Origin of the sequence: Pseudoalteromonas sp. A22, assembly GCF_018141345.1 — a bacterium.
In the GTDB taxonomy this organism is placed as follows: Bacteria; Pseudomonadota; Gammaproteobacteria; order Enterobacterales; family Alteromonadaceae; genus Pseudoalteromonas; species Pseudoalteromonas maricaloris.
On the sequence record NZ_CP047238.1, the window covers coordinates 3329405 to 3353975 of the forward strand.

Annotated in this window: 17 protein-coding genes and 13 tRNA genes; 13 read left to right on the forward strand and 17 right to left on the reverse strand. The window is 42.9% G+C overall.

The genetic code is table 11. The features are described 5' to 3' along the window. Positions 1-76 precede the first annotated feature (76 nt). The 4 genes from GSF04_RS19850 (at position 77) to arcA (ending at position 4237) form a co-directional block, all read left to right on the forward strand. Entirely contained in the window at positions 77-1105 is a 1029-nt protein-coding gene (locus tag GSF04_RS19850; RefSeq protein ID WP_211858558.1) for a methyltransferase, read from the forward strand. Positions 1106-1269: 164 nt separating this feature from the next. Then, positions 1270-2892: a HAMP domain-containing sensor histidine kinase gene (locus GSF04_RS19855; RefSeq protein WP_211858559.1), complete on the forward strand. Its 1623-nt coding sequence runs from the start codon at positions 1270-1272 to the stop codon at positions 2890-2892. Further along, entirely contained in the window at positions 2889-3410 is a 522-nt protein-coding gene (locus GSF04_RS19860) for a YfiR family protein (protein WP_010379409.1), read from the forward strand. The genes GSF04_RS19855 and GSF04_RS19860 overlap by 4 nt, the downstream gene beginning before the upstream one ends. Positions 3411-3517: 107 nt before the next feature. Then, complete coding sequence (gene arcA, locus GSF04_RS19865) at positions 3518-4237, forward strand: two-component system response regulator ArcA (protein WP_010379411.1); 720 nt, start codon at positions 3518-3520, stop codon at positions 4235-4237. A gap of 6 nt (positions 4238-4243) precedes the next feature. Here the strand turns inward: arcA and arcB are convergent, their stop codons facing one another. Then, positions 4244-6565, reverse strand: a complete 2322-nt coding sequence (arcB, locus tag GSF04_RS19870; protein ID WP_211858561.1) for an aerobic respiration two-component sensor histidine kinase ArcB — start codon at positions 6563-6565, stop codon at positions 4244-4246. A 321-nt stretch (positions 6566-6886) separates the two neighbouring features. Between arcB and folE2 the strand changes: the two genes are divergently transcribed. Then, positions 6887-7807, forward strand: a complete 921-nt coding sequence (gene folE2, locus GSF04_RS19875; RefSeq protein ID WP_039491428.1) for a GTP cyclohydrolase FolE2 — start codon at positions 6887-6889, stop codon at positions 7805-7807. Between the two features lie 123 nt (positions 7808-7930). Here folE2 and GSF04_RS19880 read toward each other — a convergent pair whose 3' ends face one another. The 8 genes from GSF04_RS19880 to GSF04_RS19915 form a co-directional block, all read right to left on the reverse strand. Further along, positions 7931-9520: a PAS domain-containing methyl-accepting chemotaxis protein gene (locus tag GSF04_RS19880; RefSeq protein WP_211858568.1), complete on the reverse strand. Its 1590-nt coding sequence runs from the start codon at positions 9518-9520 to the stop codon at positions 7931-7933. A gap of 286 nt (positions 9521-9806) precedes the next feature. Then, positions 9807-9882, reverse strand: a tRNA-Glu gene (locus tag GSF04_RS19885). Between the two features lie 69 nt (positions 9883-9951). Then, a tRNA-Glu gene (locus GSF04_RS19890) sits at positions 9952-10027 on the reverse strand. A gap of 69 nt (positions 10028-10096) precedes the next feature. Next, positions 10097-10172 (reverse strand) — tRNA-Glu (locus tag GSF04_RS19895). A 160-nt stretch (positions 10173-10332) separates the two neighbouring features. Further along, positions 10333-10408, reverse strand: a tRNA-Glu gene (locus tag GSF04_RS19900). 160 nt (positions 10409-10568) lie between these two features. Next, positions 10569-10644: transfer RNA gene (locus tag GSF04_RS19905), tRNA-Glu, on the reverse strand. A gap of 162 nt (positions 10645-10806) precedes the next feature. Further along, positions 10807-10882, reverse strand: a tRNA-Glu gene (locus GSF04_RS19910). Positions 10883-10957: 75 nt separating this feature from the next. Further along, positions 10958-11033, reverse strand: a tRNA-Ala gene (locus tag GSF04_RS19915). 520 nt (positions 11034-11553) lie between these two features. Here GSF04_RS19915 and GSF04_RS19920 point away from each other — a divergent pair. From GSF04_RS19920 to GSF04_RS19950, 7 genes are all read left to right on the forward strand, one after another. After that, positions 11554-11629: transfer RNA gene (locus tag GSF04_RS19920), tRNA-Val, on the forward strand. Between the two features lie 129 nt (positions 11630-11758). After that, positions 11759-11834: transfer RNA gene (locus GSF04_RS19925), tRNA-Val, on the forward strand. Between the two features lie 65 nt (positions 11835-11899). Beyond that, positions 11900-11975, forward strand: a tRNA-Val gene (locus GSF04_RS19930). A 131-nt stretch (positions 11976-12106) separates the two neighbouring features. After that, a tRNA-Val gene (locus GSF04_RS19935) sits at positions 12107-12182 on the forward strand. A 160-nt stretch (positions 12183-12342) separates the two neighbouring features. Next, positions 12343-12418, forward strand: a tRNA-Val gene (locus tag GSF04_RS19940). 65 nt (positions 12419-12483) lie between these two features. Continuing rightward, positions 12484-12559, forward strand: a tRNA-Val gene (locus tag GSF04_RS19945). 377 nt (positions 12560-12936) lie between these two features. Then, entirely contained in the window at positions 12937-14568 is a 1632-nt protein-coding gene (locus GSF04_RS19950) for a response regulator (RefSeq protein WP_010378834.1), read from the forward strand. A 23-nt stretch (positions 14569-14591) separates the two neighbouring features. Here the strand turns inward: GSF04_RS19950 and msrB are convergent, their stop codons facing one another. The 6 genes from msrB to GSF04_RS19980 form a co-directional block, all read right to left on the reverse strand. Next, positions 14592-15032 carry a peptide-methionine (R)-S-oxide reductase MsrB gene (gene msrB, locus GSF04_RS19955; RefSeq protein WP_211858570.1) on the reverse strand — a complete coding sequence of 147 codons (441 nt, stop codon included), beginning with the start codon at positions 15030-15032 and terminating at the stop codon, positions 14592-14594. Between the two features lies 1 nt (position 15033). Continuing rightward, complete coding sequence (locus GSF04_RS19960; protein ID WP_045990300.1) at positions 15034-15546, reverse strand: DUF2919 domain-containing protein; 513 nt, start codon at positions 15544-15546, stop codon at positions 15034-15036. 4 nt (positions 15547-15550) lie between these two features. Then, positions 15551-17569 carry an NAD-dependent DNA ligase LigA gene (gene ligA / locus GSF04_RS19965; RefSeq protein ID WP_069022186.1) on the reverse strand — a complete coding sequence of 673 codons (2019 nt, stop codon included), beginning with the start codon at positions 17567-17569 and terminating at the stop codon, positions 15551-15553. 66 nt (positions 17570-17635) lie between these two features. After that, positions 17636-18361: a cell division protein ZipA gene (gene zipA / locus GSF04_RS19970; protein WP_211858573.1), complete on the reverse strand. Its 726-nt coding sequence runs from the start codon at positions 18359-18361 to the stop codon at positions 17636-17638. Between the two features lie 18 nt (positions 18362-18379). Continuing rightward, positions 18380-21769 (reverse strand): AAA family ATPase, encoded by a 3390-nt coding sequence (locus GSF04_RS19975; RefSeq protein ID WP_211858575.1) that lies wholly within the window; start codon positions 21767-21769, stop codon positions 18380-18382. Positions 21770-21833: 64 nt separating this feature from the next. Further along, positions 21834-22568, reverse strand: a complete 735-nt coding sequence (locus GSF04_RS19980) for an RNA methyltransferase (RefSeq protein WP_205992050.1) — start codon at positions 22566-22568, stop codon at positions 21834-21836. 127 nt (positions 22569-22695) lie between these two features. Here GSF04_RS19980 and GSF04_RS19985 point away from each other — a divergent pair, with 127 nt between their 5' ends. Continuing rightward, positions 22696-22992, forward strand: coding sequence for a hypothetical protein (locus GSF04_RS19985; RefSeq protein WP_010378819.1), 297 nt, complete (start codon positions 22696-22698; stop codon positions 22990-22992). Positions 22993-23024: 32 nt separating this feature from the next. On the opposite strand, the gene gpsA is transcribed toward GSF04_RS19985, so the two are convergent. Both gpsA and secB read right to left on the reverse strand, forming a co-directional pair. Next, entirely contained in the window at positions 23025-24032 is a 1008-nt protein-coding gene (gene gpsA, locus GSF04_RS19990; RefSeq protein WP_010607583.1) for an NAD(P)H-dependent glycerol-3-phosphate dehydrogenase, read from the reverse strand. 3 nt (positions 24033-24035) lie between these two features. Further along, positions 24036-24524: a protein-export chaperone SecB gene (secB, locus tag GSF04_RS19995; protein ID WP_010607582.1), complete on the reverse strand. Its 489-nt coding sequence runs from the start codon at positions 24522-24524 to the stop codon at positions 24036-24038. Between the last annotated feature and the right edge of the window lie 47 nt (positions 24525-24571).

Genomic DNA, 24571 nt, shown 5'->3' on the forward strand with positions numbered 1-24571 from the left:
CCACTCTTTATAATGGAGCGGCTCAACAGGCTGCTTCATCGCCCAGCTATTTGAGTACATTCACTAGGAGTTAGCGTTGCAGTTTACCAACCCAAGTTTATTACTACTTCGTAATGAAGAAGAGCTTATTGCCAACAATATTCTGGTTATTAACCATCAGCGCGATGGCTTCCTACGTGAATTAAAAGCGCTCAATCCAAGTTCGGCAATTCATGCGTTTAGTTTCGATTTTGCAGACCACCTTCACGCAGATAAAATCGCCGACGTTAAGAGCTATGTAGATCATCAATTACCGCAGTTACAAGATATTGATTTAGTTATTTATTATTACCCTAAATCAAAACCTGAAGCGCAAATGGTATTTGATAATATTCGTCACTTGAGCACGGCTGAAACTAGGTTACTCGTTGTTGGCGAAAACAAAAGTGGGGTGAAAAGTGCAGAAAAGCAACTTAAAGAGCACGCTGCACACTGTTATAAATTAGAAAGCGCAAAACACTGCATTTTGTATGAGTTTGATCAGCTTACTGCCAACCCAAATTTTGATTTAAGCCATTATGTACAGACATTTTCAGTGCGTATCGCCAAAACAGAGTTTACTGCCGCAAGTTTGCCAGGTGTATTTAATCATGGGAAGCTCGACGCTGGTACTCAATTATTGCTAGAAAATGTCACCCTTCCCTATAAAGGTAAAGTGTTAGATTTTGGCTGTGGTGCTGGACTTATAGCCTGCTACGCCTTATTGAACAGCCCAACTCTTAAGTTTACCTGTTTGGATGTCAATGCGCTTGCGCTGTTTGCCACGCAGCAGACTTTAGCTTTAAACAACCTCAGTGCAACTTTGCTACTTAGTGACGGTTTAAGTGAATTGAATGGTAAATTCAACCTTATTTTAAGCAATCCACCATTTCATACAGGCCTTTCAACAGACTATGATATCGCTGAGCAATTTCTACATAACATCAAGCGTCATATGGATACCAAGTCTAATATTCAGCTAGTTGCAAATAGCTTCTTAAAATACCCTCCTATTTTAGAAGCTCAGTTTGAACAGTTTGAAGTTGTCACTAAAAACACTAAATTCGCCATCTATAAAGCGCAGTAGTTTACTAACTCTAAGGTTTACTTGCTTATATCAAGTAAACCTTAACTCAAACCCACCTTTTATCTTTTCATTTTCAAAGATTTGCTCTACTTTATTATAATGAGTTATTGGATCTCAAAAGCTCTGTAGCCGCAGCTAAGGCTGATCATACAGCTGGAATAAGAATGAGTAAGCAATTAACCAAAACAAGCATAAGAAAAGTATTGATCAGCGCAGTGATGCTTGTAACCGCGCTGTGCCTCTCTTTATCCATATCTATTTCCACTTACCTTGATGTAAAAGAGCAAAAACAGCTGATCATCAATAAAATAGAGATGATAGCCGACATCGTTGCGTTCAATTCTCAGATCACAATTTTATTCGATGATCGAAAAACTGAAGATGCACGTCTAAAGTCTTTTCAACAAGTGGATATCATCAAAAACATCCATATCTATGCCATGGATGACGTAACCAACAGCCCTGTATTTTTTACCAGCTACAACGCCAGTCGAACACCACCAGTACCGCTAAAGGTTAATCAAATTGAAGAGTTAAAAACCCCCAAGGTCTCAGAAGACTACATTGAATTGATTAAACCTGTAATTTATGAGGGGAATATTGAAGGTTATGTTTATGTCCGCGGCGGTTTAGAAAGACTCTCAAACTATATAAATAAAAAAATCTTAGTAGATATCGCGCTCACCTTATTCGTACTCCTCCTCGTATTGCTAGTTTCAAGGGGGATCCAAAAGCGTATAGCGACGCCAATTGAAGGACTCTCTGCACTATTGCAGGACGTTTCAAAAAATCATAATTACAGTGCAAGAGCGCCTGGCAGCAATATTGCTGAACTAAACGTATTAGCAAATAACTTAAATATCATGTTAGCTCGCACCGAAAATCAACTTGAGCGTCATAAAGCGGATAAACAAGAGATAAAACAGCTCAACCAGAGCTTAGAAGAAAAAGTGAATCAACGCACAATTGCGCTGAGAGAGGCTAACCAAGAACTGCTGAACGCTTTAGAGCGTATGCATCAATACCAGAACCAAATCATCGAGAACGAGAAAATGGCTTCGCTGGGGCAAATGGTGGCAGGTGTTGCCCACGAGGTAAATACCCCTATCGGTTTGGGTATCACAGGCTCTACGTTGTTAAGAGATAAATTATCCGATATTCGCGAAGCGTTTCAAACAAAGTCTTTGACCTCCAAACAGTTAGAGCGCTTTGTTAACGATGGAATTGAAAATCTTGATCTCATCTACCGCAACCTAAACCGAGCGGCTGAGCTGGTTTCTAGCTTTAAGCGCCTTGCCGTAAGCCAGGATCTAGAAGTGAACTCACAAATAGATTTGTCAAACCTGCTTACTGAAGTCGTAGCATCTATGCGAGCTGAACTCTCCACAAAACAACCTGAAGTGACTATTGACTGTGACTCTGGACTTGCAATCGAAAGTAAAGCTGGACCACTACAACAAGTATTAGAACAGCTTATATCCAACTCCTTACTCCATGGTTTTAAAGATCAACAAAACAATAGCATTGCAATTACTGTGAAACCATCAATGGGACAACTTGCTATTGAATACGCAGACAACGGAATGGGTGTACCCAAAGCAATTAAAAAGCGCATCTTCGATCCGTTTGTCACAACGCGTAGAGGTGAAGGAGGAAGCGGCCTAGGTATGCATTTGGTTTATAATCTAGTAACCCAAGCACTTGGAGGCTCGATCACTTTAGATGAAGAATTTAGCCAAGGTGCTAAATTTATTATAACTCTTCCTCTGTCGGGTAATCTAAAATGAGGTTGATTAATCTAGTTATTTTGCTTTTATTTGTCTCCTTAAATACAACTGCAAAATCACCAGATCAGGTTCGTTCTGCTTTTCTCTATCAGATGGCAAAATTCGTCGAGTTTCCCGACGAAAACACAAAAACCAGTATTCAATTTTGCTTCTATTCACTTGAATCAGGGCCTGCTGCTGAACTAAAAAGTGCAACAAAGCTGAATGTGCGAGGCAAACCCATTGAGCTCGTAGAAGCAAAAAAAACGTGGAGTTATAGGGAACTTTCCAGCGCTTGCGATATCACATACATTGATGAAACTAGCGAAAATGATATACTGTCCGCTTGGACCGATACAATAGAGTCAAACATGTTGACCGTGGGCGAAAGTATTGAGTTTTTAGAAAGAGGCGGGATTGCTTCTTTGGTCCAAGAAGGGAGCAAAATTCGACTGTATATAAATAAGCAAGCACTAGAAAAACAGTACTTCATCGTGCGCTCAAGGCTGCTTGCCGTATCCAAGTTTCATCCCAACTGATTTTACTTGTTAACAATTGGATAAGCTCCTATAATCGTAAATATTCGGATTTATTATATAAGTCCGGACACATTGTAAATTATATATTCCGAAAAGGTTAATTAATAATGCAAACGCCAGTCATTCTAATTGTAGAGGATGAAGACGTAACTCGACTGAACCTCGTTAGTTTATTTGAAGCGGAAGGTTACAAAGTAATCGAAGCCATTGATGGCGATGACATGCATGACAAGTTGACATCAAATGATGATGTCAACCTTGTAATCATGGATATCAACCTTCCTGGTAAAAATGGTTTAATTTTGGCGCGTGAATTACGTCAGAAGAAAAACATCGGCCTTATTTTCCTAACAGGTCGTGACAATGATGTTGACCGCATTCTTGGTCTTGAGATTGGTGCTGATGATTACATCACAAAACCATTTAACCCGCGTGAACTAACGATTCGTGCTCGCAACCTAATCTCTCGTACTGGCACGTCTGCAGAAGAGTCAACAATTGATAGCAACGGCGTTATTACTTTTAATGGTTGGGAGTTAGATGAAAACAGTCGCTGTTTAACATCTCCAACAGGCGATTCAAAGCGTCTACCAAAAGGTGAATATCGTGCACTTCGTCTAATGCTAGATTCGCCGGGCCGCATTTTTAGCCGTGAGCAGCTTATCAAGCACATGACTGGTCGTGAACTTCGCGCAAACGACCGTACTGTTGACGTTACTATTCGTCGTATTCGTAAGCATTTCGAAACTGATAACAATACGCCTGAATTAATTAGTACAATTCACGGTGAAGGTTACCGTTTCATTGGTAAACTCGACGCTCAATAATCGTTTTTACTGATCTTCAGCGAGTTTTGCAATTAATGGATGAAGGGCTTCTTGCCCTTCTTCTATTTTTGCCTCTAACTCAGAAACCCAATTCAATAGTGTCTCATCCTCTTTGCCTTCTGATTCTAATTCCATTTTCTTCGCTTGTAATTGGGCAAGTTGCAGCCCTACCGAACCAGCAGCACCTTTAACTTTATGTGCAACCGCACTATATTCCTCGATATCATTCTGTGCAACAGCCTCTCTGAGCTCTTGACAGTACTTAGGACTGAGCTTAGTAAATAGGTCACAGCTTCTTTGGAATGCAGCAGCCCCCATAGACTCAACAAAGTCGCAAATGGTCTCTATATCTAAATCGGAGTACTCAGGTTGTGATAACGCTTCTCGAATATCGATACTTTGTTTGTTTTTCTGTGCCTCAATTCCAAATAACTCAGCGAGCATTTTGTCGAGCTTAGTAGTATTTATTGGTTTAGCCAAAGCTCCCTGAACATTAATCCCCTCAAGCTCTTGCTCGGCGCTTCTGACGTTTGCGGTTAAGGCAACTATTGGTAAGTGATCAAAGTGGCTGTCTTCTCTTATTTGACGCGCAACAACATCACCATTGATATCTGGTAGCTGCATATCCAGAAGAATGAGATCTAGGTCATCTTCAGTTTCAACAAACGAAAGAGCGTCCTCGCCAGTTTCAGCCCAAATAACTTCATGCCCCCGCTGTTCTAATAGATTTGTTGCAATTTCAGCGTTTAACGGCACATCCTCAACAAGTAAAATGTACAAGCTTCTACCAGCGTAACTTTGTTCTTTCGGTGCATTACATAGCTGTAACGGGATCTCAACATCAAAACGACTCCCCTTACCTTCTTGGCTAGTAACCGCTATCGTTCCTTTCATAGCCTGAACTAAAGCTTTAGTAACCGCAAGGCCAATGCCCGAGCCAATCGCATTGCTGCCCGATGCATCCGGAGCCTTGTAATACATCTCAAAGATCCGCTCAAGCTGATCTTCGGATATTCCCATACCTGTATCTATAACACTAATTGTCAGCCAAGGCCCATCATCTCGATTCTCGCGGCGGCATTCCAGCGTCACATTACCCTTGTGGGTAAACTTCACTGCATTATTAATTAGATTCCAGAGTACCTGACGTAGACGTGTCGGATCGAGTAACGCATAAACGTCTAAGATTCCGGAACGATTGATAGTAAATTCTAAGCCCTTTTGATCAGCAATTAGACCTGCAAAGTTGACTACATCGTTTATAAAATCAGAAACATTGATACTGTCTGTTGCTATATCTAGCTGCTCCCTATCAATTTTATCTAAATCAATGATGTCGTTAAAAATATTGCCAAGCGTCTCCGCACTTGAAAACACGGTATTACACCAGCTTTTTTGTTGCGCAGTCAGGTCGGTGTCTAACATCATGCGCGTCAGACCAACAATACCATTGAGCGGAGTTCTTAATTCATGACTTAGCGTAGCAATAAACTTACCTTTATCCTTATACGCAGTTTCTAACGCCTGCTCGGCTTCTTTACGACTAGTAATATCACGACCAAAGGCCAACAAGCCTATATATTCGCCTTTATCATTGATAAATGGCAGCTTGCGCATTTCAAACCAACGAGGTTCGCCTTCAACGGGATACTCTACGTCAAGTGTTAATGGTTGCTGTGTTTCTGATACCTGGCTATCTGTTTCAAGTACTTTTGGAAGATATTGCTCTGAATATATTTGTTCGACTGATTTACCAATTAGTTCTTCACTGCTTTTGCCCATCACTAATTCGAACATCTTGTTACAGCCTGCGAATACACCGTTTTCATCGCGGTAATAGAACAGATCAGGAGATGAATCAACAATGCTTCGCAGTAACATACCTTGCTGCGCAAGTTCTTGTTGGGTCTTTTTACGCTCTGCAATTTCTTTTCTTAATTCATCTATCGCGCGGTGTTTAGCATGCAAAGCAATTTTACGCTCGTCAATCTCACTATTTAAACGATTAATATTGTCCTTTAGCGTTTGGTTCAGCATCTTTTCTTGTTGTGTTGCCGACTCCAAGTAGGCCTTCGATGAATGTACCTCCCGCATTGCCGCGACGGACATCATGATAAGAGCGGGCGCAATGACAGCGGTTAAGAAAAAGAGTGCCGATATATCGACAATTTCAACTACACCTAATGCAACATAGTAAAACATGCAAGATAGAATAACTGCAACGAAGAGCGTAAAAGCATAAGCGATGGCAAACGCCCGCTTGTTACCGTATCTTTCTACCAAGTTTGATAAAATTCGAGCCCATGAGCCAAACGAATTTTCTGTCATATTATTACTTCACCATTGTTAAACACTTGTCAGGCAAGTTTATATTCTACCGCTTGAGCCTGACTGAATTGCTTTTCAAGCCCTCAAAGTAAATATTATACAAAAGCCCTAGTAATAAGCGAGTATAGAAATTGCAGGGCCAGATCATTCACTCATTTTCATACACACTAAGCAGAACGATAGATAACAGAAATGAGACTCTGTATCACTAAATGCACAATTCATCTAATTTAGTGCGGATAGATTTAAGCGCACCATCCCAACTTAATCTGATTTCGTGTAATATGCCCGTTTTTTAAGTCGTGAGAAAAGAGAGCGTCGATGCAAAATAACATGCCAGACATTGCACACAGTGCTAGTGCGTTACAAACAGGAACTTTAGACTGGGTAGGCATGGGTAACATAGAGTTGCCTTTAGTATTAGAAAGCAAAGGCCTAAATCAAGTTACTGTTACAGCCAAAGCCGATGCATTTGTTAATTTGCAAAAAGAAGACGCAAAAGGCATTCACATGTCACGCCTCTTTCTTGCCCTTGATACGCTTTCTTGTGAGCAAGTACTTACACCTAAAACTCTAAAGCAGTTGTTAGATAACTTTTTAAGTACGCATAGCGACTTAAGTACAGGTGCAAAAGTAACCCTGCAGTTTGAATTGCCTATCAGACGCCCTTCGCTTTTAAGTAAAAAAATGGGATGGAAATCATACCCAATTACCCTTGATGCGACGTTGATAAACGGTATTTACAAGCTAGAACTGGCGCTTGACGTTGCTTACTCATCGACTTGCCCCTGTTCGGCAGCATTGTCTCGTCAACTGATCCAAAACGCTTTCCAACAAGCTTTTGATGGCAAACAATTAGATTTCCATAGTGTGCATAACTGGCTAGGTAGCACAGAAGGGATCGTTGCAACACCCCACTCTCAGCGCTCGATTGCAAATATAAAAGTTAAGCTTACGAATAATAGTACTGAATTTGAGATTTTGGATCTAATTGAGTTGGTTGAAAATGAGTTGAAAACCCCCGTTCAAGCCGCAGTAAAACGAGAAGATGAACAAGAGTTTGCGCGCCTAAATGGCCAAAACCTAATGTTTTGTGAAGATGCAGCTAGAAAGTTAAAAGCATTGCTAAACCAGCAAGCTTATTTAGATTTCTATGTGAAGATAAACCATTACGAATCTCTTCATGCTCATGATGCAGTAGCCTATGCCGTGAAAGGAGTTGAAGACGGCTACAGTGTTTAATTAATGCAATTGGTATTAGGTCCGCTCCGTTTACTACTACTATTATTAATCAGAGCTAGATAGCTCTGATTAATCTCCCCCATACACAACTAGGTAAGTGCTGTATTACTTTAAGTTATCTATTCAACGGTGGGCACTGTTTAATTTTCGAATAAACTGCTCAACAAGCACCTCTTGATTTTCTAAAGCCTGTTCAGTGCTTCTCATCGTTTCATGAGTTTTACGCGCACTTTCCATAGACTCATCCGCAAGACCTGAAATTGTCACAGCATTAGCATTTAGCTCATTAGAAACACTCGACATCTCTTCTGTCGATGTCGCAATTTGATAGTTCAAACCTGATATTTCATTGACTATTGTGTTGATCGTTTCAAGGCTCACTTTAGTACCTTCTGCCTTTACTACACATTCAGAGGAGCGCTCTACTCCACTTTGAATGGCAGTAACCGCCCGTTCTGCTCGCTGCCTCAGATCGGCAATAATACCATTAATCTCGGCTGTCGAATCTTGTGTCCTTTGCGCAAGCGCTCTCACCTCATCAGCAACAACCGCAAATCCTCTACCTTGTTCACCTGCACGAGCAGCCTCTATAGCGGCATTTAAAGCAAGTAAGTTGGTTTGCTCGGAGATCCCACGGATCACGTCAACAACCCCTTCGATGTTAACTGTTTGCGCATTAAGATCTTCTATATCTTTTTGCGTGCGAGATAACTCTTCCGATAAGGCATAATTATTTTCCATATTGTCATCAACGGCTTTGTTGCCTTTCACAACGGATTCAAGCGCCGCTTCGGATTGCTGCGCTGCATTGTTAGTATTAGAGGCGATTTCACCAATCGACACCGACATCTGATTAATGGCTGTTGCTAAGGAGCCGGTTTGCGCTTGCTGTCGATTTAAAATATCAGAACTCGTTTTGCATTCTTGCATCGTTTTGGTTGCGTACTCTGAAACGGTGGCGCTAGCATCTTTAACACGCCCAAGCACAGCCCGAAGCTCGGATTCTCTAGCAAGTAAGGCAAGCTCTATAGATGCAACATCATTAACCTTATTAAGATACACTTTTTGCATCAGAGGGTTATCGTATACTTTTTTTGCCTTTTCGCTGAGCGACCGCACTGGAGCAAGGCGAGAATAAGTAATAAATAATACAGCAAGAGTAAGCAGAGTTTCAGCGAGGTAATTCCAAGGTGATGATAAAGTTGAGATCAACATGGTTAGGGCATAGAAAACAATGATTATTGCCATCATTTGAGCTGACAAAGACCAAGAGGCACGAGTAAATTTACTTAGTGACACACCATTATTTAAATCAGTGTAGATTTCCTCTGCACGGTTAACGACCTCCCGGCTCGGCTTTGTCCTCACTGATTGATATTCGACAGTCTTACCAGATGCATCTTTAATAGGAGTGACAAAAGCATTAACCCAATAGTAATCGCCATTCTTGCAGCGGTTTTTAACCATTCCCATCCAAGGTTTGCCCGCTTCGATATAATCCCATAGGTTCTTGAAAGCGGCTTTAGGCATTGTTGGATGCCTAACGATATTATGGGGCTTCCCCTCTAACTCACTAAGTGAAAACCCTGCAACTTCACAAAACTGCGAATTCGCATACTTTATCTGACCTTTTACGTTTGTCGTTGAAAGTAGATTGTAAGAACTTGGATAATCATTCTCTTTTCCTGTGTAATCAGCTCTACCTTTTGTCATAGCTCGTTCTCGATTAAAAAGGGCAATAGATAATAAATTATTACTTTCTTAAAAATCGTAAGAAATTTCACCGAAAGACTGATTGAGATCATAGTGAAATATAATTTGATACCAATTTACACAATTAAGTGTTCTATTTTGAAGGATCAAGTATTAAGAAAAATTGGTATGAATACTTAACGAACAACAGAAAGTTAATATAAAAACTAGCAGAGTTCTGAACTTAAACAACAATGAAAGGAAAATATGAACATTTTTATGATGAGAGTAGAATACAGAAAATAAGTGGCGTCCCCTAGGGGATTCGAACCCCTGTTACCGCCGTGAAAGGGCGGTGTCCTAGGCCTCTAGACGAAGGGGACACAGATGTGTCACTAGGACTTTATTTAGCTGTTTAATCTCTTGCTAACCGAGTTACTTACCAAAGTAAGTGGCGTCCCCTAGGGGATTCGAACCCCTGTTACCGCCGTGAAAGGGCGGTGTCCTAGGCCTCTAGACGAAGGGGACACAGATGTGTCACTAGGACTTTATTTAGCTGTTTATTCTCTTGCTAACCGAGTTACTTACCAAAGTAAGTGGCGTCCCCTAGGGGATTCGAACCCCTGTTACCGCCGTGAAAGGGCGGTGTCCTAGGCCTCTAGACGAAGGGGACGCAGAAATTGTTTTGCAAATCACCGATTTGCTATTTCTGTGTTAGATGAGACCGAGCCTGCGAGGCGAATGGCCCTATCAAAAACAGAAAGTTTTCTGTGTCACTAGGACTTTATTTAGCTGTTTATTCTCTTGCTAACCGAGTTACTTACCAAAGTAAGTGGCGTCCCCTAGGGGATTCGAACCCCTGTTACCGCCGTGAAAGGGCGGTGTCCTAGGCCTCTAGACGAAGGGGACGCAGAAATTGTTTTGCAAATCATCGTTTTGCTATTTCTGTGTTAGATGAGACCGAGCCTGCGAGGCGAATGGCCCTATCAAAAACAGAAAGTTTTCTGTGTCACTAGGACTTTATTTAGCTGTTTATTCTCTTGCTAATCGAGTTACTTACCAAAGTAAGTGGCGTCCCCTAGGGGATTCGAACCCCTGTTACCGCCGTGAAAGGGCGGTGTCCTAGGCCTCTAGACGAAGGGGACGCAGAAATTGTTTTGCAAATCACTGATTTGCAATTTCTGCGTTAGATGAGACCGAGCCTGCGAGGCGAATGGCCTTATCAAAAAACAGAAAGTTTTTCTGTGTCACTAGGACTTTATTTAGCTGTTTATTCTCTCGCCAACCGAGTTACCTACCGAAGTAAGTGGCGTCCCCTAGGGGATTCGAACCCCTGTTACCGCCGTGAAAGGGCGGTGTCCTAGGCCTCTAGACGAAGGGGACACAATAACAAACAACTTCGCACTCGAGGCGTTGCCATTTGAATTATGTACTAGGACATATGCACTAACGATAAATTGGTGGAGCTAGACGGGATCGAACCGTCGACCTCTTGCATGCCATGCAAGCGCTCTCCCAGCTGAGCTATAGCCCCATAATAGTCAGACTTGAACTGCTAGCCTGTATCGCTGAGTGCGGGGCGCATTCTATGCAGGAGCAAAAATAAAGTCAACAACTTTTATGAAAGTTTTTTCTAACTGATTCATTTTAAATCAAGAAGCATAGAATATAACCAAGCAGTTCCCCTTTGCAAGCCTAACACCTTGAATTGGATTATTTATTACACAATTTAAAACACATAGTTACCGCACCTCCGCCTTTTAGTTTTAAATCCAATTAGGCCAGAGTGATTTACGGCTCTTTTCTTTTTCCGCATGGTATCCAACCCAGCTTAATTTCGCGCTATAGCATGCAAAGCTCAGCAACTTATTTTCCCCAAGTTAAGATGATTCTTGGACCAAAAATATAAGACCCCTCACCTCTTCTATAATGAAGAGCTTAAAGCATTGAGCATAAAAACATCACACAGTATAGTTTTTTAAAGTTAAGTGTTGACTCTTTTCAAACTAAACCTATAATACCGCCCCACAACGGCAGACGTTGTAAAACAATTTGGGTTGTTAGCTCAGTTGGGAGAGCATCGCCCTTACAAGGCGAGGGTCACTGGTTCAAGTCCAGTACAACCCACCACTTTATTATTTAGATAGAGTGGCCGATGCAAAGCATCGCACTAAGCCTGAGCAAGGCAAGGGTCACTGGTTCAAGTCCAGTACAACCCACCATAAACTCTATTCAAGAGTATAAATTGAAACACAATTTGGGTTGTTAGCTCAGTTGGGAGAGCATCGCCCTTACAAGGCGAGGGTCACTGGTTCAAGTCCAGTACAACCCACCAATTCTACTCTTAGATTAGAATTGGACATAAAACTCTATTCAAGAGTATAAATTGAAACACAATTTGGGTTGTTAGCTCAGTTGGGAGAGCATCGCCCTTACAAGGCGAGGGTCACTGGTTCAAGTCCAGTACAACCCACCACTTTATTCTTTATTTAGATGGAGTGGTCGATGCAAAGCATCGCACTAAGCCTGATCAAGGCAAGGGTCACTGGTTAAGTCCAGTACAACCCACCATAACTCTATTCAAGAGTATAAATTGAAATACAAATTGGGTTGTTAGCTCAGTTGGGAGAGCATCGCCCTTACAAGGCGAGGGTCACTGGTTCAAGTCCAGTACAACCCACCACTTTATTCTTTATTTAGATGGAGTGGTCGATGCAAAGCATCGCACTAAGCCTGATGAAGGCAAGGGTCACTGGTTAAGTCCAGTACAACCCACCAATTCTACTCTTAGATTAGAATTGGACATAAAACTCTATTCAAGAGTATAAATTGAAACACAATTTGGGTTGTTAGCTCAGTTGGGAGAGCATCGCCCTTACAAGGCGAGGGTCACTGGTTCAAGTCCAGTACAACCCACCACTTCTACTCTTAGATTAGAATTGGACATTGAACTCGATTCAAGAGTATAAATTGAAACACAATTCGGGTTGTTAGCTCAGTTGGGAGAGCATCGCCCTTACAAGGCGAGGGTCACTGGTTCAAGTCCAGTACAACCCACCACTTTATTTTCTAGATAGAGTGGCCTATGCCTAAACAAGACTAAGAGCTCAGATTCAAATCCAGTATAAGAAACCACTTCACTTTCAGTACAATCGTTATTACTTTTTACATACTCAAAAATCACATCAAACTGAATAAACTTAAACCTGCCATAAAGTCCATAGAAACAACCTCGTTTTTCTCATTTATTAACTAATTAGTTACTCTACTCAGCCTCCCAAATTTTGGTTATACCCTTAACTATTTTGCCACTAACCTCAGTAAATAGTTGGGATAAGCTAAATAGACTAACCTACTAAAAATGAGTTAATTTTTGTTTTCAAAACTACACCTAAGTACTAGACTAGAAGCAAAGCCATTGTCTAAAAATTGTTTCTATGTCAGCTCCATCTATTCAAAATGCCAAAATGTTAATCGTTGAAGATCAACCATTAGCATTGAGCTATATGAAACAATCTTTAGAACAGTTAGATTTCAGAAATTTAAAATTTGCAGAGAGTGCAGACAGTGCAAAGGAGCTTTGTACCATCAATAAGTTTGATCTCATCGTATGCTCTTTTGGTTTAGCAAAAAAGCAAAATGGCTATCAATTTTACGAAGAGCTACGCTCCAAACAGTTAATTCGCTCAAGTACCGCTTTTATTTTTATTTCTTCTGAAACTAGCCCCGAGTTAGTCCATAGTATTATCGAACTTCAACCTGATGACTTTTTAGTTAAGCCCTTTTCAATAAAAGAACTACAAAACCGTATAGAACGAGTTTTAAAGCGTAAACAGGCTTTAAGGCATATAAACTTGCTTGTAGACGATAAGAACTACTCAAAGGCCTTAAAAGCGCTAGATCTAGAACTAGACAACAAAGATCATAACTACACTTCCCTACTCCTAAAGCTAAAAGGAGAACTTCTACTCAGACTCAATCAATTAGAAGAGGCAAAGTCTTTTTATAAGTCGGTTTTGGCTCTGCAAAAGTTTACATGGGCAAAGCTAGGCTTGGTCGAGGCGCTCATTACCAACAATGAAGATGTTATTGCTCAAAAGATGTTAAAAACCTTAATCGAGCGACCGGAAACTCGTCTTCCTGCGCTCGATTTATTGAGCAAACTCGAAATAAAGTTAAACCAATATGAGAATGCCCAACAATTGTTAGAGCAAGCAATTGAGATGGCACCCAGAAACATAAATAGGCAACAGTCACTTGGTCGAGTTGCGCAAATTAATCACGACTATGAAGCCAGCTATAAAGCACATAAAGATATCGCAAGTTTCGCGCGCTACTCGATCCATGACAAACCCGAAGTGTATTTGAATGCAGCACGAGCTGGAATAGACTTTGCCCTGAGTACCGATCAATCAGACCAAGTTACTCGTCTCACAAGGCAGACGCAACAATACCTGAGTGATTTAAAACAGCAATTTCCAAACGCACAAACCCAAGCGCAAATCGATGTCCTCAACGCCCGCGTCCATTATCTAAAAGATGAGCATAAAAAAGCGAAACAACTGCTAGAACAGTTAGAAGATGAACCCGTTATTCGCTCGGTAGATTCCACTTTAGACAAAGCAAAAGCACTACATGAGGTGGGGCTAAACCACAAAGCTCAGGAGCTATTTAGTCAAGTTATTGCACACTGTGAACGCCATAACTCAAGCGCAGATCCCATCACAATGCACTATCTATATCAGCAGCAGCAAGAGAAAAAAGAGATCACCATGGGCCCAAGAGAGCTCAATAACCATGCGGTCACACAGTTTAACAAAGGACAATATGAAACCGCTTTGGAGGCATTCACTCAAGCATTTAGAATTATGCCTAAAAACTCGGGAATAGCGCTGAATTTACTGCAATGTATGAGTGATAGTTGCGCTAAGTCAGGAAGTACTTTTAATTCCAATTTAGCAAAGCGTTGTACTACCTTGCTAAATCAGTCTGAGTTGGATAGTGAACAGCAGATCCGCTACGGTAAACTCAAAGCTAAACTAAATGAAATGAAACTCGACTTTGAGTAATCACTTGTTTTATCGCAATTGAGCTATTTCTTTTCCATTGCAAGGGCATTAACACAATAACGCAGTCCACTTGGTTCAGGGCCGTCGGGGAATACGTGACCTAAGTGGCTATCACACACGTTACAAGTGATTTCGACGCGCGTCATTCCATGGCTCTTATCGCCATGATACGCAACCGCTTCCACTGCTGCAGGCTGTGTAAACGAGGGCCAACCAGAGCCACTATCAAACTTTTCTTCGGCATCGAATAACAGCTCGCCACAGCATACACAGTAGTATTTACCAGGTTCAAAAAGCTGACAACTTTGTGAGCTAAACGGGCGTTCAGTCCCCTTTTTCCTAGTGATCATGTAGGTTTCTGGAGCAAGCTCTAATTGCCATTGCTGGTCCGATTTTTCAACTCTGCGAGGAGCAACAGGATTACCATTTCTGGCAAAGTTTAGTATATCTAACCACTTTAACATCTCAATTCTCTCTCTTGTTTACTTCTGTCTTTTGCTCTTCAACAGGAAGTGGCCAATCGCCAAAAAAGCAGCTTAGATAGCGACTTTTAATTAAATATAAAAGTACCCAACTCACCAACACAATTTGTACGGCAATATAAGGAGAAAAGCTATAATGGGTTTTCCCAGCTTGCAGGATCAACCACGCTAAATCGAGTACCGCTGTTAATATAAGTGGCAAACGCATATAACGCCAGACGGCTGCGAGCTTTGGAGAGCTTGTTGGCCGTCTAAGAGAAAACACAACGGTTGGTATGAGCGCGATACAAGCGATCCCTGTCGCGACAAAAAAGTGAAACTTAGACTCAAAAAATAGCGACATCAAATCCAAGTCTGGGCGTCTCGCAAGTGCAGAAAACACCCAAATAAGCAACGGGCGGAGCAACACAACCAGCGCTAAATTAAAAGCGATTGGCGTACGATAAACGCCATATTTATCCCAGTATTCAGGGCCGTATCGTGTTACTGATTTCATTTTACTACTCGTATTTGTTTAACAGTGCGATCAGCGCTTCTTCATCGAACACCTCAACACCTAGCTCTTGTGCCTTAGTGAGCTTAGAGCCTGCTTTTTCGCCGGCATAAACTGCATCCGTATTTTTCGACACACTACCCGCGACCTTAGCGCCAAGCGCTTGCAATCTCGCTTTAGCATCGTTGCGGTTCAATTGGCTCAAGGTTCCAGTCAATACATAAGTTAGCCCTGCTAAAGGTTGTGTATCCTCTGACGGTGCTGCAACATCTTGCCAAGTTACACCCACTTCGATCAATGCAGTTACCACTTCTTGATTATGCTGCTCGGCAAAAAAGCTATGAATGTGCTGCGCAACAACAACACCAACATCACTTACTTGCTGTAGAGTATCAATGGAGGCGGCCATCACTTTTTCAAGCGTCAGGAAGTGATTTGCCAAGTTTTGTGCTGTCGCTTCACCGACTTCTCTGATCCCAAGCGAATACAAAAATTTGGCTAACGTTGTTTGCTTTGCTTCTTCAAGCGCCGCAACCAAGTTTTTAGCAGACTTTGGCCCCATACGTTCAAGAGACTCAAAATGGCCCTGCTTTAAGATAAACAAATCAGCAGGCGTCTTGATAAGCTCTCGCTCAACTAACTGCTCAACTATTTTGTCGCCAAGCCCATCTATGTCGAGGGCCTTTCTCGATGCAAAGTGCTTAATTGCTTCTTTACGTTGTGCACGGCACACTAAACCGCCAGTACAACGCGCAACCGCTTCTCCTTCAACACGTTCAACATGAGAATCACACACCGGACAAGTATCTGGGAACTCAATCTCTTTGGCATCATCAGGACGCCTATCTAAAACGACCTGAGTTACCTGAGGGATCACATCCCCAGCTCGGCGTACAATAACGGTATCACCAATCTTTACACCTAACCGCGCAATTTCATCACCATTATGAAGCGTGGCATTCGATACCGTAACACCACCAACAAAAACAGGCTCTAAACGTGCAACGGGCGTGATTGCACCAGTACGACCGACCTGAAACTCAACATCAAGCAGCTGAGTGATCTCTTCTTGTGCAGGGAACTTAAATGCAATCGCCCAGCGCGGCGCGCGAGCAACAAAACCAAGCTGCTCTTGCTGCGCTTTATCATTCACTTTGATCACTACGCCATCAATTTCATAGGGAAGCTCAGCACGGCGCGTCATGATATCTTGATAATAAGCCAAAGCTTGCTGTGCATTATCGACAAGCTTTGTCTCAGGGCTCATTGGCAAGCCCCAACCTTGTAATTGCTGTAGCTGCGCATAATGCTCGTTTGCCAGCTCACCGCCTTCAACCAAGCCCATAGAATAAGCATAAAACATCAACGGACGCTTAGCGGTAATTTTTGAGTCTAATTGGCGCAGACTTCCCGCTGCCGCATTTCTTGGGTTTGCAAAGGTCTTATCACCTTTCGCTTGCGCCGTTTCATTTAGCTTAATGAAACCCGCAGTATCCATAAAAACTTCACCACGCACTTCTACTTCATGCGGAATATGTTCTCCACGCAGTTTCAGCGGAATATTGCGAATGGTTTTGACGTTCTCAGTGATGTTTTCCCCAACTTGACCGTCTCCCCTTGTCGCCGCTTGAACGAGCACACCATCACGATACAAAATAGACACCGCCAAGCCATCGAGCTTTGGTTCACAGCAAAAAGTAACATCTTTACTTGTCAGTAGGCGCTCTTTTAAACGGCGATTAAATGCCGTAAATTCACTCTCGTCGAAGGCATTATCAAGCGACAACATAGGTACTCTGTGTGTTACTTGCTCAAACTTGCTAAGCGCTTCACCACCCACTTTCTGCGATGGGGAATCAGGACTTTGTAACTCAGGATGCTGCTGCTCAAGCGCCATCAACTGGCGCATCACACGATCATATTCCGCATCAGGCACACTTGGGTTATCTAAAACATAATATTGGTAATTGTAATCTTCGAGTTGCTGCCTAAGAGCTGCAACTTGGCTTTCAATGTTGTCTGACATTTAAACCTCTAAACGTAAAAAGCCACCAGCGGATGCCAGTGGCTTAAAAATGATTCTAAGTAGCGATTAAGCGGCGAATTCACGCACTTTTTCAACATAACCTCGCACGGCTTCAACCGTTAACGGTTCGCGGTCTTTATCAAGTACGGTTGCGCCAAACTCTTCAGCTAATTTTTTCGATGCACTGTGAAGCATATTAAATGCAGCCAAGTTATCGCCTTCACAAGGTAAGGTCATAAATAGACTAATGCCAGCGGTGCTAAATTGTTCCATGTTATCGATATCAAACGTACCTGGGTTGTACATGTTTACCAATCTAAATAACACAGGACCATTTCCGGACGGCTCTAAATGGCGATTAAAGAAGCCCTCATCAGAATATTTAAACCCAAGGCTTAACACGGTTGGTAACAACCTAGAACCTGCCATTTTCAGGCCTTCAGGCATATGAACGTGAAGAATAATAAAGTCTTGTGGCTCTATTGCACTCTCTTCAGGCTCAGCCTCTTCAGAGCCACTGCTCTCGGTTTGCACCTCAGTTTCAGGCTCTTCCGTCGCTATAATACCCTCAGTCGCAGGCTCGTCATCCACCGCACTAAAGGTCATCTCTCCAATTTCAGGTTCGTCAGGCTCTTTATCATGATTCGGCGTTTGCTCTTTGAGTTCATTGGGCTCCTTTTTAGACACTTTATCGCTGCTCTTCTTACGAACAGACCAAAGTCCATGTATGAGTAACCCGCCTATGACCAACGCACTGATCACGATTAATGCCCATCTTAACTCTGTGGCCATTGCTCACCTTTTTTGTTGTTATGCCTGTGCCATTTGCACCGCTTGTTCTATATCTACGGCAACCATGCGCGACACCCCTGGTTCTGCCATGGTTACCCCCGTCAGTCTACCCGCCATTTCCATAGCGACCTTGTTATGACTGATATAAATAAATTGCACTGTTTGCGACATCTCTTCAACCAAACGACAAAATCGCCCTACGTTTGCGTCATCAAGCGGTGCATCTACTTCATCCAGCATACAGAATGGGGCTGGATTAAGCCTGAATATTGAAAACACCAATGATAATGCGGTCAGCGCTTTTTCTCCACCACTTAACAGATGAATTGTCGAGTTTTTCTTACCAGGCGGCCTTGCCATGATAGAAACACCACTTTCAAGCAGGTCATCGCTAGTCAATTCTAGATATGCATTCCCCCCACCAAACACTTTAGGAAACAACTCGGCTAAATCTTCATTCACTTGATTAAAGGTGGCACTAAAGCGGGTTTTGGTCTCTTTATCAATTTTTCTGATCACCGCTTCTAACGTTTCTAACGCATTAGTGAGATCATCCAGCTGTGTATCTAAATAGGTTTTACGTGCCTTCGCTTCTTCAAACTCTTCAATTGCGGCTAAGTTTACAGCCCCTAACTTGCCAAGATCATTACTGACTCGACTCAAATTGGCTTGATACTGGCCCAAGTTTGCGTCTTCAGGTAATTGCGCCAGTTCCGCTTTTAGCGTCCGACCAAGCTCCTGCAAGGGTTCAAGTGCCGCTTGCGCCTTTATCATCAAGCTTTGCTCTTCAAGTTTCACTTGTTGCAAAGACTCATTGAGTTTACTCACTTCGCCTTGTGCATCTTTTAATGCCGCTTGTTTTTGGGAGAGGTTTTCCTTAGCTTGGTTGAGCGTATCCAACACCGTTTGCTTTTGCGCTTTGGCTTCTAGATGTTGGGCGAGCAATAATTCAATGTCTTCATGCGCCTCCGCGAGCGGCTCTTCACAAAGCAAAATATCTGCTTGCGTTTGCTCGATGCGCTGGTTTATTTCATCGCGACGATGTTGCAAGTGTTCCAACTTAGAATTGCTGAGCTGTAGTTCACTTTCTGCCTGCTGCGATGCAAGTTTAGTGGTATGAACTAATTGCTGCGCGTCTTGTAATGCGGCGCGTCGAGATTGACTATGTTGTTTAAACTCAGTCAACTTAGCCTCGGCCAGTTGTTGTTTTTGTTGTGCTTGCGCTAGCAACTCATCACGTTGTAATTGCTGTTCCGTATAAAGTTCAAGTTGTTCGATGACCTCGCCTCGTTCTTGAGCAATGGCATCAAGCTGTTCTTGAATTTTTTGTCCTTGCTCACGCCAAGCGCTCAGATTCTCATCCAGCATTTCAACTTTGGTTTTATGGCTGGCGATCGCTTGGGCTTTTTCGTGAACGCATTGCTGTGTTTCTAATAAGCCAGCTTGCGTGTTCTCAAGAACAATGTGTTTTTGTGCTACAACCTGCTCAGCCTCTTCGGCGAGTTGTTGCAAATGAGGAAGCTGAGTATGGCATGACTGCAATTGGGCATAGCGTTTTAACGCGCCACTCTCTTCATTGCTTTTCACCTTGGCCTTAAAGTTATCCCCCACAATAACGCCACAGACCGTCACGCCGAGAAGGAATTGTTCACACGATTGAAAGTCTGTAGATTCAGCACATAATTTTATTTTCGTTAAAAAGCTGGGGAACAGTCCTGAGCTTATTTTTGTCGCGACGGAATCAACGGGAACTTCGAGTTCAATGGGCCATAGCGTATTCATTTCGCTTTGCTCAACGACTAAATGCGTCAACCCAAGCAGTGCCGCTTCCACGCATTCTTCATACCCAGACTCAACAACAAGTTGCGATAACATAGTCGCAGCTGAAGTCTCCGACGCTTCGTCTGCCCAGCGTGATAACGCTTTTATTTCAGATTGCACTTCTTGTAGCGCCTGAAGCGCTTTTTGAGCATGAGTCTGCGCCTGTAAGATTTCTTCTTTATTGGTTTGCTCTTGGCCTTGCAACTTACTAGCTTGGCTTTGTAATTTTGCCATCGCTTGAACTAGCTGATGATGTGCATCCTGAGCTTCAGCCAAGTCATTTTCCAACATAGATGCGTGATGCGTTTCGGCCTGTTCCAGCAGCTCAGCCTGACGCTTATCTACGTGCAGTTTAGCTTGCTGTTGTTGCGCTAATTGGCTTGCCCCTTGCTGTACCTGAGCATGTATTTGTTGGTACTGCTTCTGTGCGCCACTAAACTGCGCTTCTAACTGAGTTTGCTCTGTGTCACTTTGCTCATTTGCGAGTTGAATTTCTTCCAGTTGCAATAGCGCAATTTCAAGTCGTTCAGAAACTTCAGCGACTTTTTCAGCGCTGCTCGCCACATACTCGGCTTGCTCATCTTGCGCCTCAATCACTTCTTGCTGTTGTGATTTCAGTATTTGAGACTGCTCAATAAGCTGACGCTTTTTATCAGTTAGATTGACTTTCTGTTGCTCAAGCGTTGCCAACTGGGTTTCAATTCGGTGCACGCTATGTTGTGCTTGCTCATAGCCATCATTGAAATGCTTAATTTCATGTTCTAGCGTCGCCAAAATGCTGTCATGGCCACTGTGAGCTTCATTAAAAAATGCTAATTTTTCGTTGAGTTTGGCAATTTCTTTGGCTTTTATTGCCTGCTTTTGCTCAAGGCTTTGCCACTTTAAAATTGCTATCCACGACTTTAAGTCACGCTCTTGCGACTTTAAAGACTTATATTCGCTCGCCTGTTGCGCTTGAAGTGCCAGTTTATCTAGCTGACTCTGTAGCTCTTGCCTAACATCGAGCAAACGCTCCATGTTTTCGCGGGTACTCTTGATCCGGGTTTGGGTTTCTCGTCGACGCTCTTTATATTTTGAAATTCCGGCGGCTTCTTCTAAAAAAACTCTTAACTCTTGCGGCTTACTTTCGATCAAGCGAGAGATCATCCCTTGCTCAATGATTGCATAACTGCGAGGACCTAGGCCAGTACCTAAAAAGATATCTGTGATATCGCGCTTACGGCACTTACTACCATTTAGAAAATAAAGAGATTGGCCGTCTCGCGTCACTAAGCGCTTAATGGCAATTTGGTTACGATCTGCAAACGTGCCGGGCAACCGGCCTTGAGTATTATCAAAAATCAGTTCTACAGAAGCTTGCGAGATAGGTTTACGTTTGGTTGAACCGTTAAAAATAACGTCCGTCATGGCATCGCCACGGAGGTTTTTCGCAGAGCTTTCACCCAGTACCCAGCGAACCGCATCAATAACATTAGACTTACCACAGCCGTTTGGCCCAACCACACATGTCATCTGGTCAGGAAACGGGATCTTGGTTGGCTCTACGAAAGATTTAAAGCCGGCTAGTTTGATGCTACTCAGTCGCATAGCTTATTATTGTTGTTCGCGGTTACTTTTGAGAATAAGGCAATTCATTAGTAAGATCTATGAGTTAGCAATGACAGCGTTTGATATTATCCAAAATGATCCCGGTAGCCATCGCCACATTCAATGATTCAGCACCACCGAACGCAGGAATAGTCACCTTTTTATTGATGTGCGCCGCTATAGTATCGCTAATACCATGAGACTCGCTGCCCATGACCAACACGGCATTACGACTAAATTGGCACTGATGCACACTCTCACCACCAAGGAATGCACCATAGCACTCGCCTTGATATTGCTTTAAAAAGGCCTCGAGATCGGTTCTCACCACATTAACACGCACAAATGAGCCCATGGTGGCACTGATCACTTTAGGGTTAAATTGATCCGCGCAGTTTTCGCTCACCACAAGCTGCGTTAATCCATACCAATCAGCAAGACGAATAATGGTACCGAGATTACCCGGGTCTGAGACTCCATCTAATGCCAACACCAGCCCAGCAGTATTGATTTCTTCTGCTGGCGGCATTGCAACGACCGCTATCGCCGCATTATTTGATACCAAAGTACTCACCTTACTCAGCACATCTTCTTCTGCTTCTACACAGGCAATATTAACGAGTTTGGATTTATACTTTGTCATGAACTCACTGGTCGCGAACAGCTGTTCAACAGCCAACCCAGCATCAACTAACTCAATCACATTCTTCTCGCCTTGTACTAAATACAGGCCATGTTGCTTGCGATATTTTTTTTGCCCTAAAGCACGAAGTAGTTTTTGTTGATTCTTGGAGATCATGTGCACCTCAAAAGTTGGATTTACCATTATACCTGTTCAGTATCAGATAAAAAGCGTTTCAACGAGGCATTAAGCGAAGAAATTATGTTATCTTGTGCCGAATGACACACAAGGCATAGAGGTAATCATGTCACCTGAGCTAACGCTTATTTTACTCAACTTTATTCTCCTTTTTGTGGCCTACGTATTCGTTTACCCAAAGTTAAAAGAGAAAAGCCTCGCCAGTATCAGCAAACAAGATTTATTGGTTACTGCGGTTTCTTTAGTCGTGTCTGGAAGTTTGTACTATGGTAAGGATATCGAATTTTCGTTAGTGTTTTTTAAGAGTAATTGGGTGGTGTTTACGATTGTCGCATTTAGCGTGATTGAAATCCCATTTTTACTGTGGTTTAAACGTCGCTATAACATTAAGTTTGGAGAGTAATAGAGAGGTAGCTACGCCTCTCTATTCGATTATCACTCAGCTCGCTTTTCGCGACCAAGCAACGCCATTGCGGCTTCTTTCACATCTTTTTGCTCATAAAGCACTTGATAGATCTGCTCAGTGATAGGCATTTCAATACCAGTGCGTTTGGCAAGTAGATAAACTTCTTTGGTATTGCGATAGCCTTCGACCACCTGACCTATACTCGACATCGCCTCATCGACCGACTTTCCCGAGCCAAGCGCAAGACCAAAGCGGCGATTACGCGACTGGTTATCCGTACAAGTGAGAATCAGATCACCAAGCCCTGCCATACCCATAAAGGTTTCAGAGCGCGCGCCTAACGCACATCCTAAACGACAAAGTTCAGCGAGTCCTCGGGTGATAAGCGCCGTTCTAGCATTCGCACCAAAACCAAAGCCGTCAGACATGCCCGCGCCAATTGCGATAACATTTTTGACCGCGCCGCCGAGCTGAATACCAATAAAGTCTTCGTTGCTATACACCCTAAACGAGCGACCGCAATGCAACAGCTCAGCGAGCTCTTCACGAAACTTTGCACAAATCGAAGACACTGAAATAGCAGTAGGTAATCCTGCGGCCATTTCTTTTGCAAAAGTAGGTCCACTTAGCACCGCCAGCGGCACATCGTCACCTAACACATCCAGTGCCACCTCTTGCAATAGTCGCCCAGTATTTGGTTCGAGCCCCTTGGTTGCCCAAGCTACTTTTGCATTCTCAAGTAGCATAGGTTTAATCTTCTTCAAGGTGTCTGCAAACGCATGACTTGGCACAACCACCAAAATACGCTCGCTAGACTTAACAGCCGTTTCTAAATCGGCCTCAAGTTCAAGCGTGTTTGGAAACTGGATGTCAGGAAGATAACGTTGGTTTTTGCGCTCAGCTGCTAGCGCCTCAACGTGTTCGCTATTGCGGCCCCACAGTGTCACTTGGTGACCATTTCGGGCGAAACAAATAGCAAGGGCGGTGCCATAAGACCCCGCCCCCAATACAGTTACAGCTGATTTTGCTGTACTCATCAATTATGCGTCAGCAGTTTGCTCAGGCTGTGCTTGAGCCGCACGTTGCTGCATATACTGAGCGAATAATGCGTCAAAGTTAACTGGCGCAAGGTTTAACTGTGGGAAAGTACCACGGTTAACTAGGCTAGCTACCGCTTCACGCGCATATGGGAATAGAATGTTAGGGCAGAATGCGCCTAGCATGTGTGCCATTTGCATTTCTTCAAGATCTGCAATTGCAAAGATACCAGCTTGTTGGATTTCACATAGGAATGCAGTTTCTTCACCAATAGTTGCCGTTACCGTTAGTGCTAGAACAACTTCAAAAACGTTGTCATCAAGCTTTGCTGAACGTGTGTCCATGTCTAGCTTAACTTCTGGTGTCCACTCTTTTTGGAAGATACCTGGTGAGTTTGGCGTTTCAAACGATACATCTTTAGTATAGATACGTTGAATGTTGAACTGAGCGCCTTCTTGTTGTTGTTCTGCTGCTTGGTTTTGTTCTGCCATGATAATTTCCTAAATTCTGTTGTGATCCTGCTAATTCTTAGCAGTCA

Coding starts and splice junctions, on each gene's coding strand:
- GSF04_RS19860 (WP_010379409.1), top strand. CDS start 2,889: ATGAGGTTGATTAATCTAGTTATTTTGCTTTTATTTGTCTCCTTAAAT.
- GSF04_RS19960 (WP_045990300.1), bottom strand. CDS start 15,546: ATGAAATCAGTAACACGATACGGCCCTGAATACTGGGATAAATATGGC.
- GSF04_RS19950 (WP_010378834.1), top strand. CDS start 12,937: ATGTCAGCTCCATCTATTCAAAATGCCAAAATGTTAATCGTTGAAGAT.
- gpsA (WP_010607583.1), bottom strand. CDS start 24,032: ATGAGTACAGCAAAATCAGCTGTAACTGTATTGGGGGCGGGGTCTTAT.
- arcB (WP_211858561.1), bottom strand. CDS start 6,565: ATGACAGAAAATTCGTTTGGCTCATGGGCTCGAATTTTATCAAACTTG.
- GSF04_RS19980 (WP_205992050.1), bottom strand. CDS start 22,568: ATGATCTCCAAGAATCAACAAAAACTACTTCGTGCTTTAGGGCAAAAA.
- GSF04_RS19975 (WP_211858575.1), bottom strand. CDS start 21,769: ATGCGACTGAGTAGCATCAAACTAGCCGGCTTTAAATCTTTCGTAGAG.
- GSF04_RS19855 (WP_211858559.1), top strand. CDS start 1,270: ATGAGTAAGCAATTAACCAAAACAAGCATAAGAAAAGTATTGATCAGC.
- msrB (WP_211858570.1), bottom strand. CDS start 15,032: ATGTTAAAGTGGTTAGATATACTAAACTTTGCCAGAAATGGTAATCCT.
- secB (WP_010607582.1), bottom strand. CDS start 24,524: ATGGCAGAACAAAACCAAGCAGCAGAACAACAACAAGAAGGCGCTCAG.
- GSF04_RS19880 (WP_211858568.1), bottom strand. CDS start 9,520: ATGACAAAAGGTAGAGCTGATTACACAGGAAAAGAGAATGATTATCCA.
- ligA (WP_069022186.1), bottom strand. CDS start 17,569: ATGTCAGACAACATTGAAAGCCAAGTTGCAGCTCTTAGGCAGCAACTC.
- zipA (WP_211858573.1), bottom strand. CDS start 18,361: ATGGCCACAGAGTTAAGATGGGCATTAATCGTGATCAGTGCGTTGGTC.
- folE2 (WP_039491428.1), top strand. CDS start 6,887: ATGCAAAATAACATGCCAGACATTGCACACAGTGCTAGTGCGTTACAA.
- GSF04_RS19985 (WP_010378819.1), top strand. CDS start 22,696: ATGTCACCTGAGCTAACGCTTATTTTACTCAACTTTATTCTCCTTTTT.
- arcA (WP_010379411.1), top strand. CDS start 3,518: ATGCAAACGCCAGTCATTCTAATTGTAGAGGATGAAGACGTAACTCGA.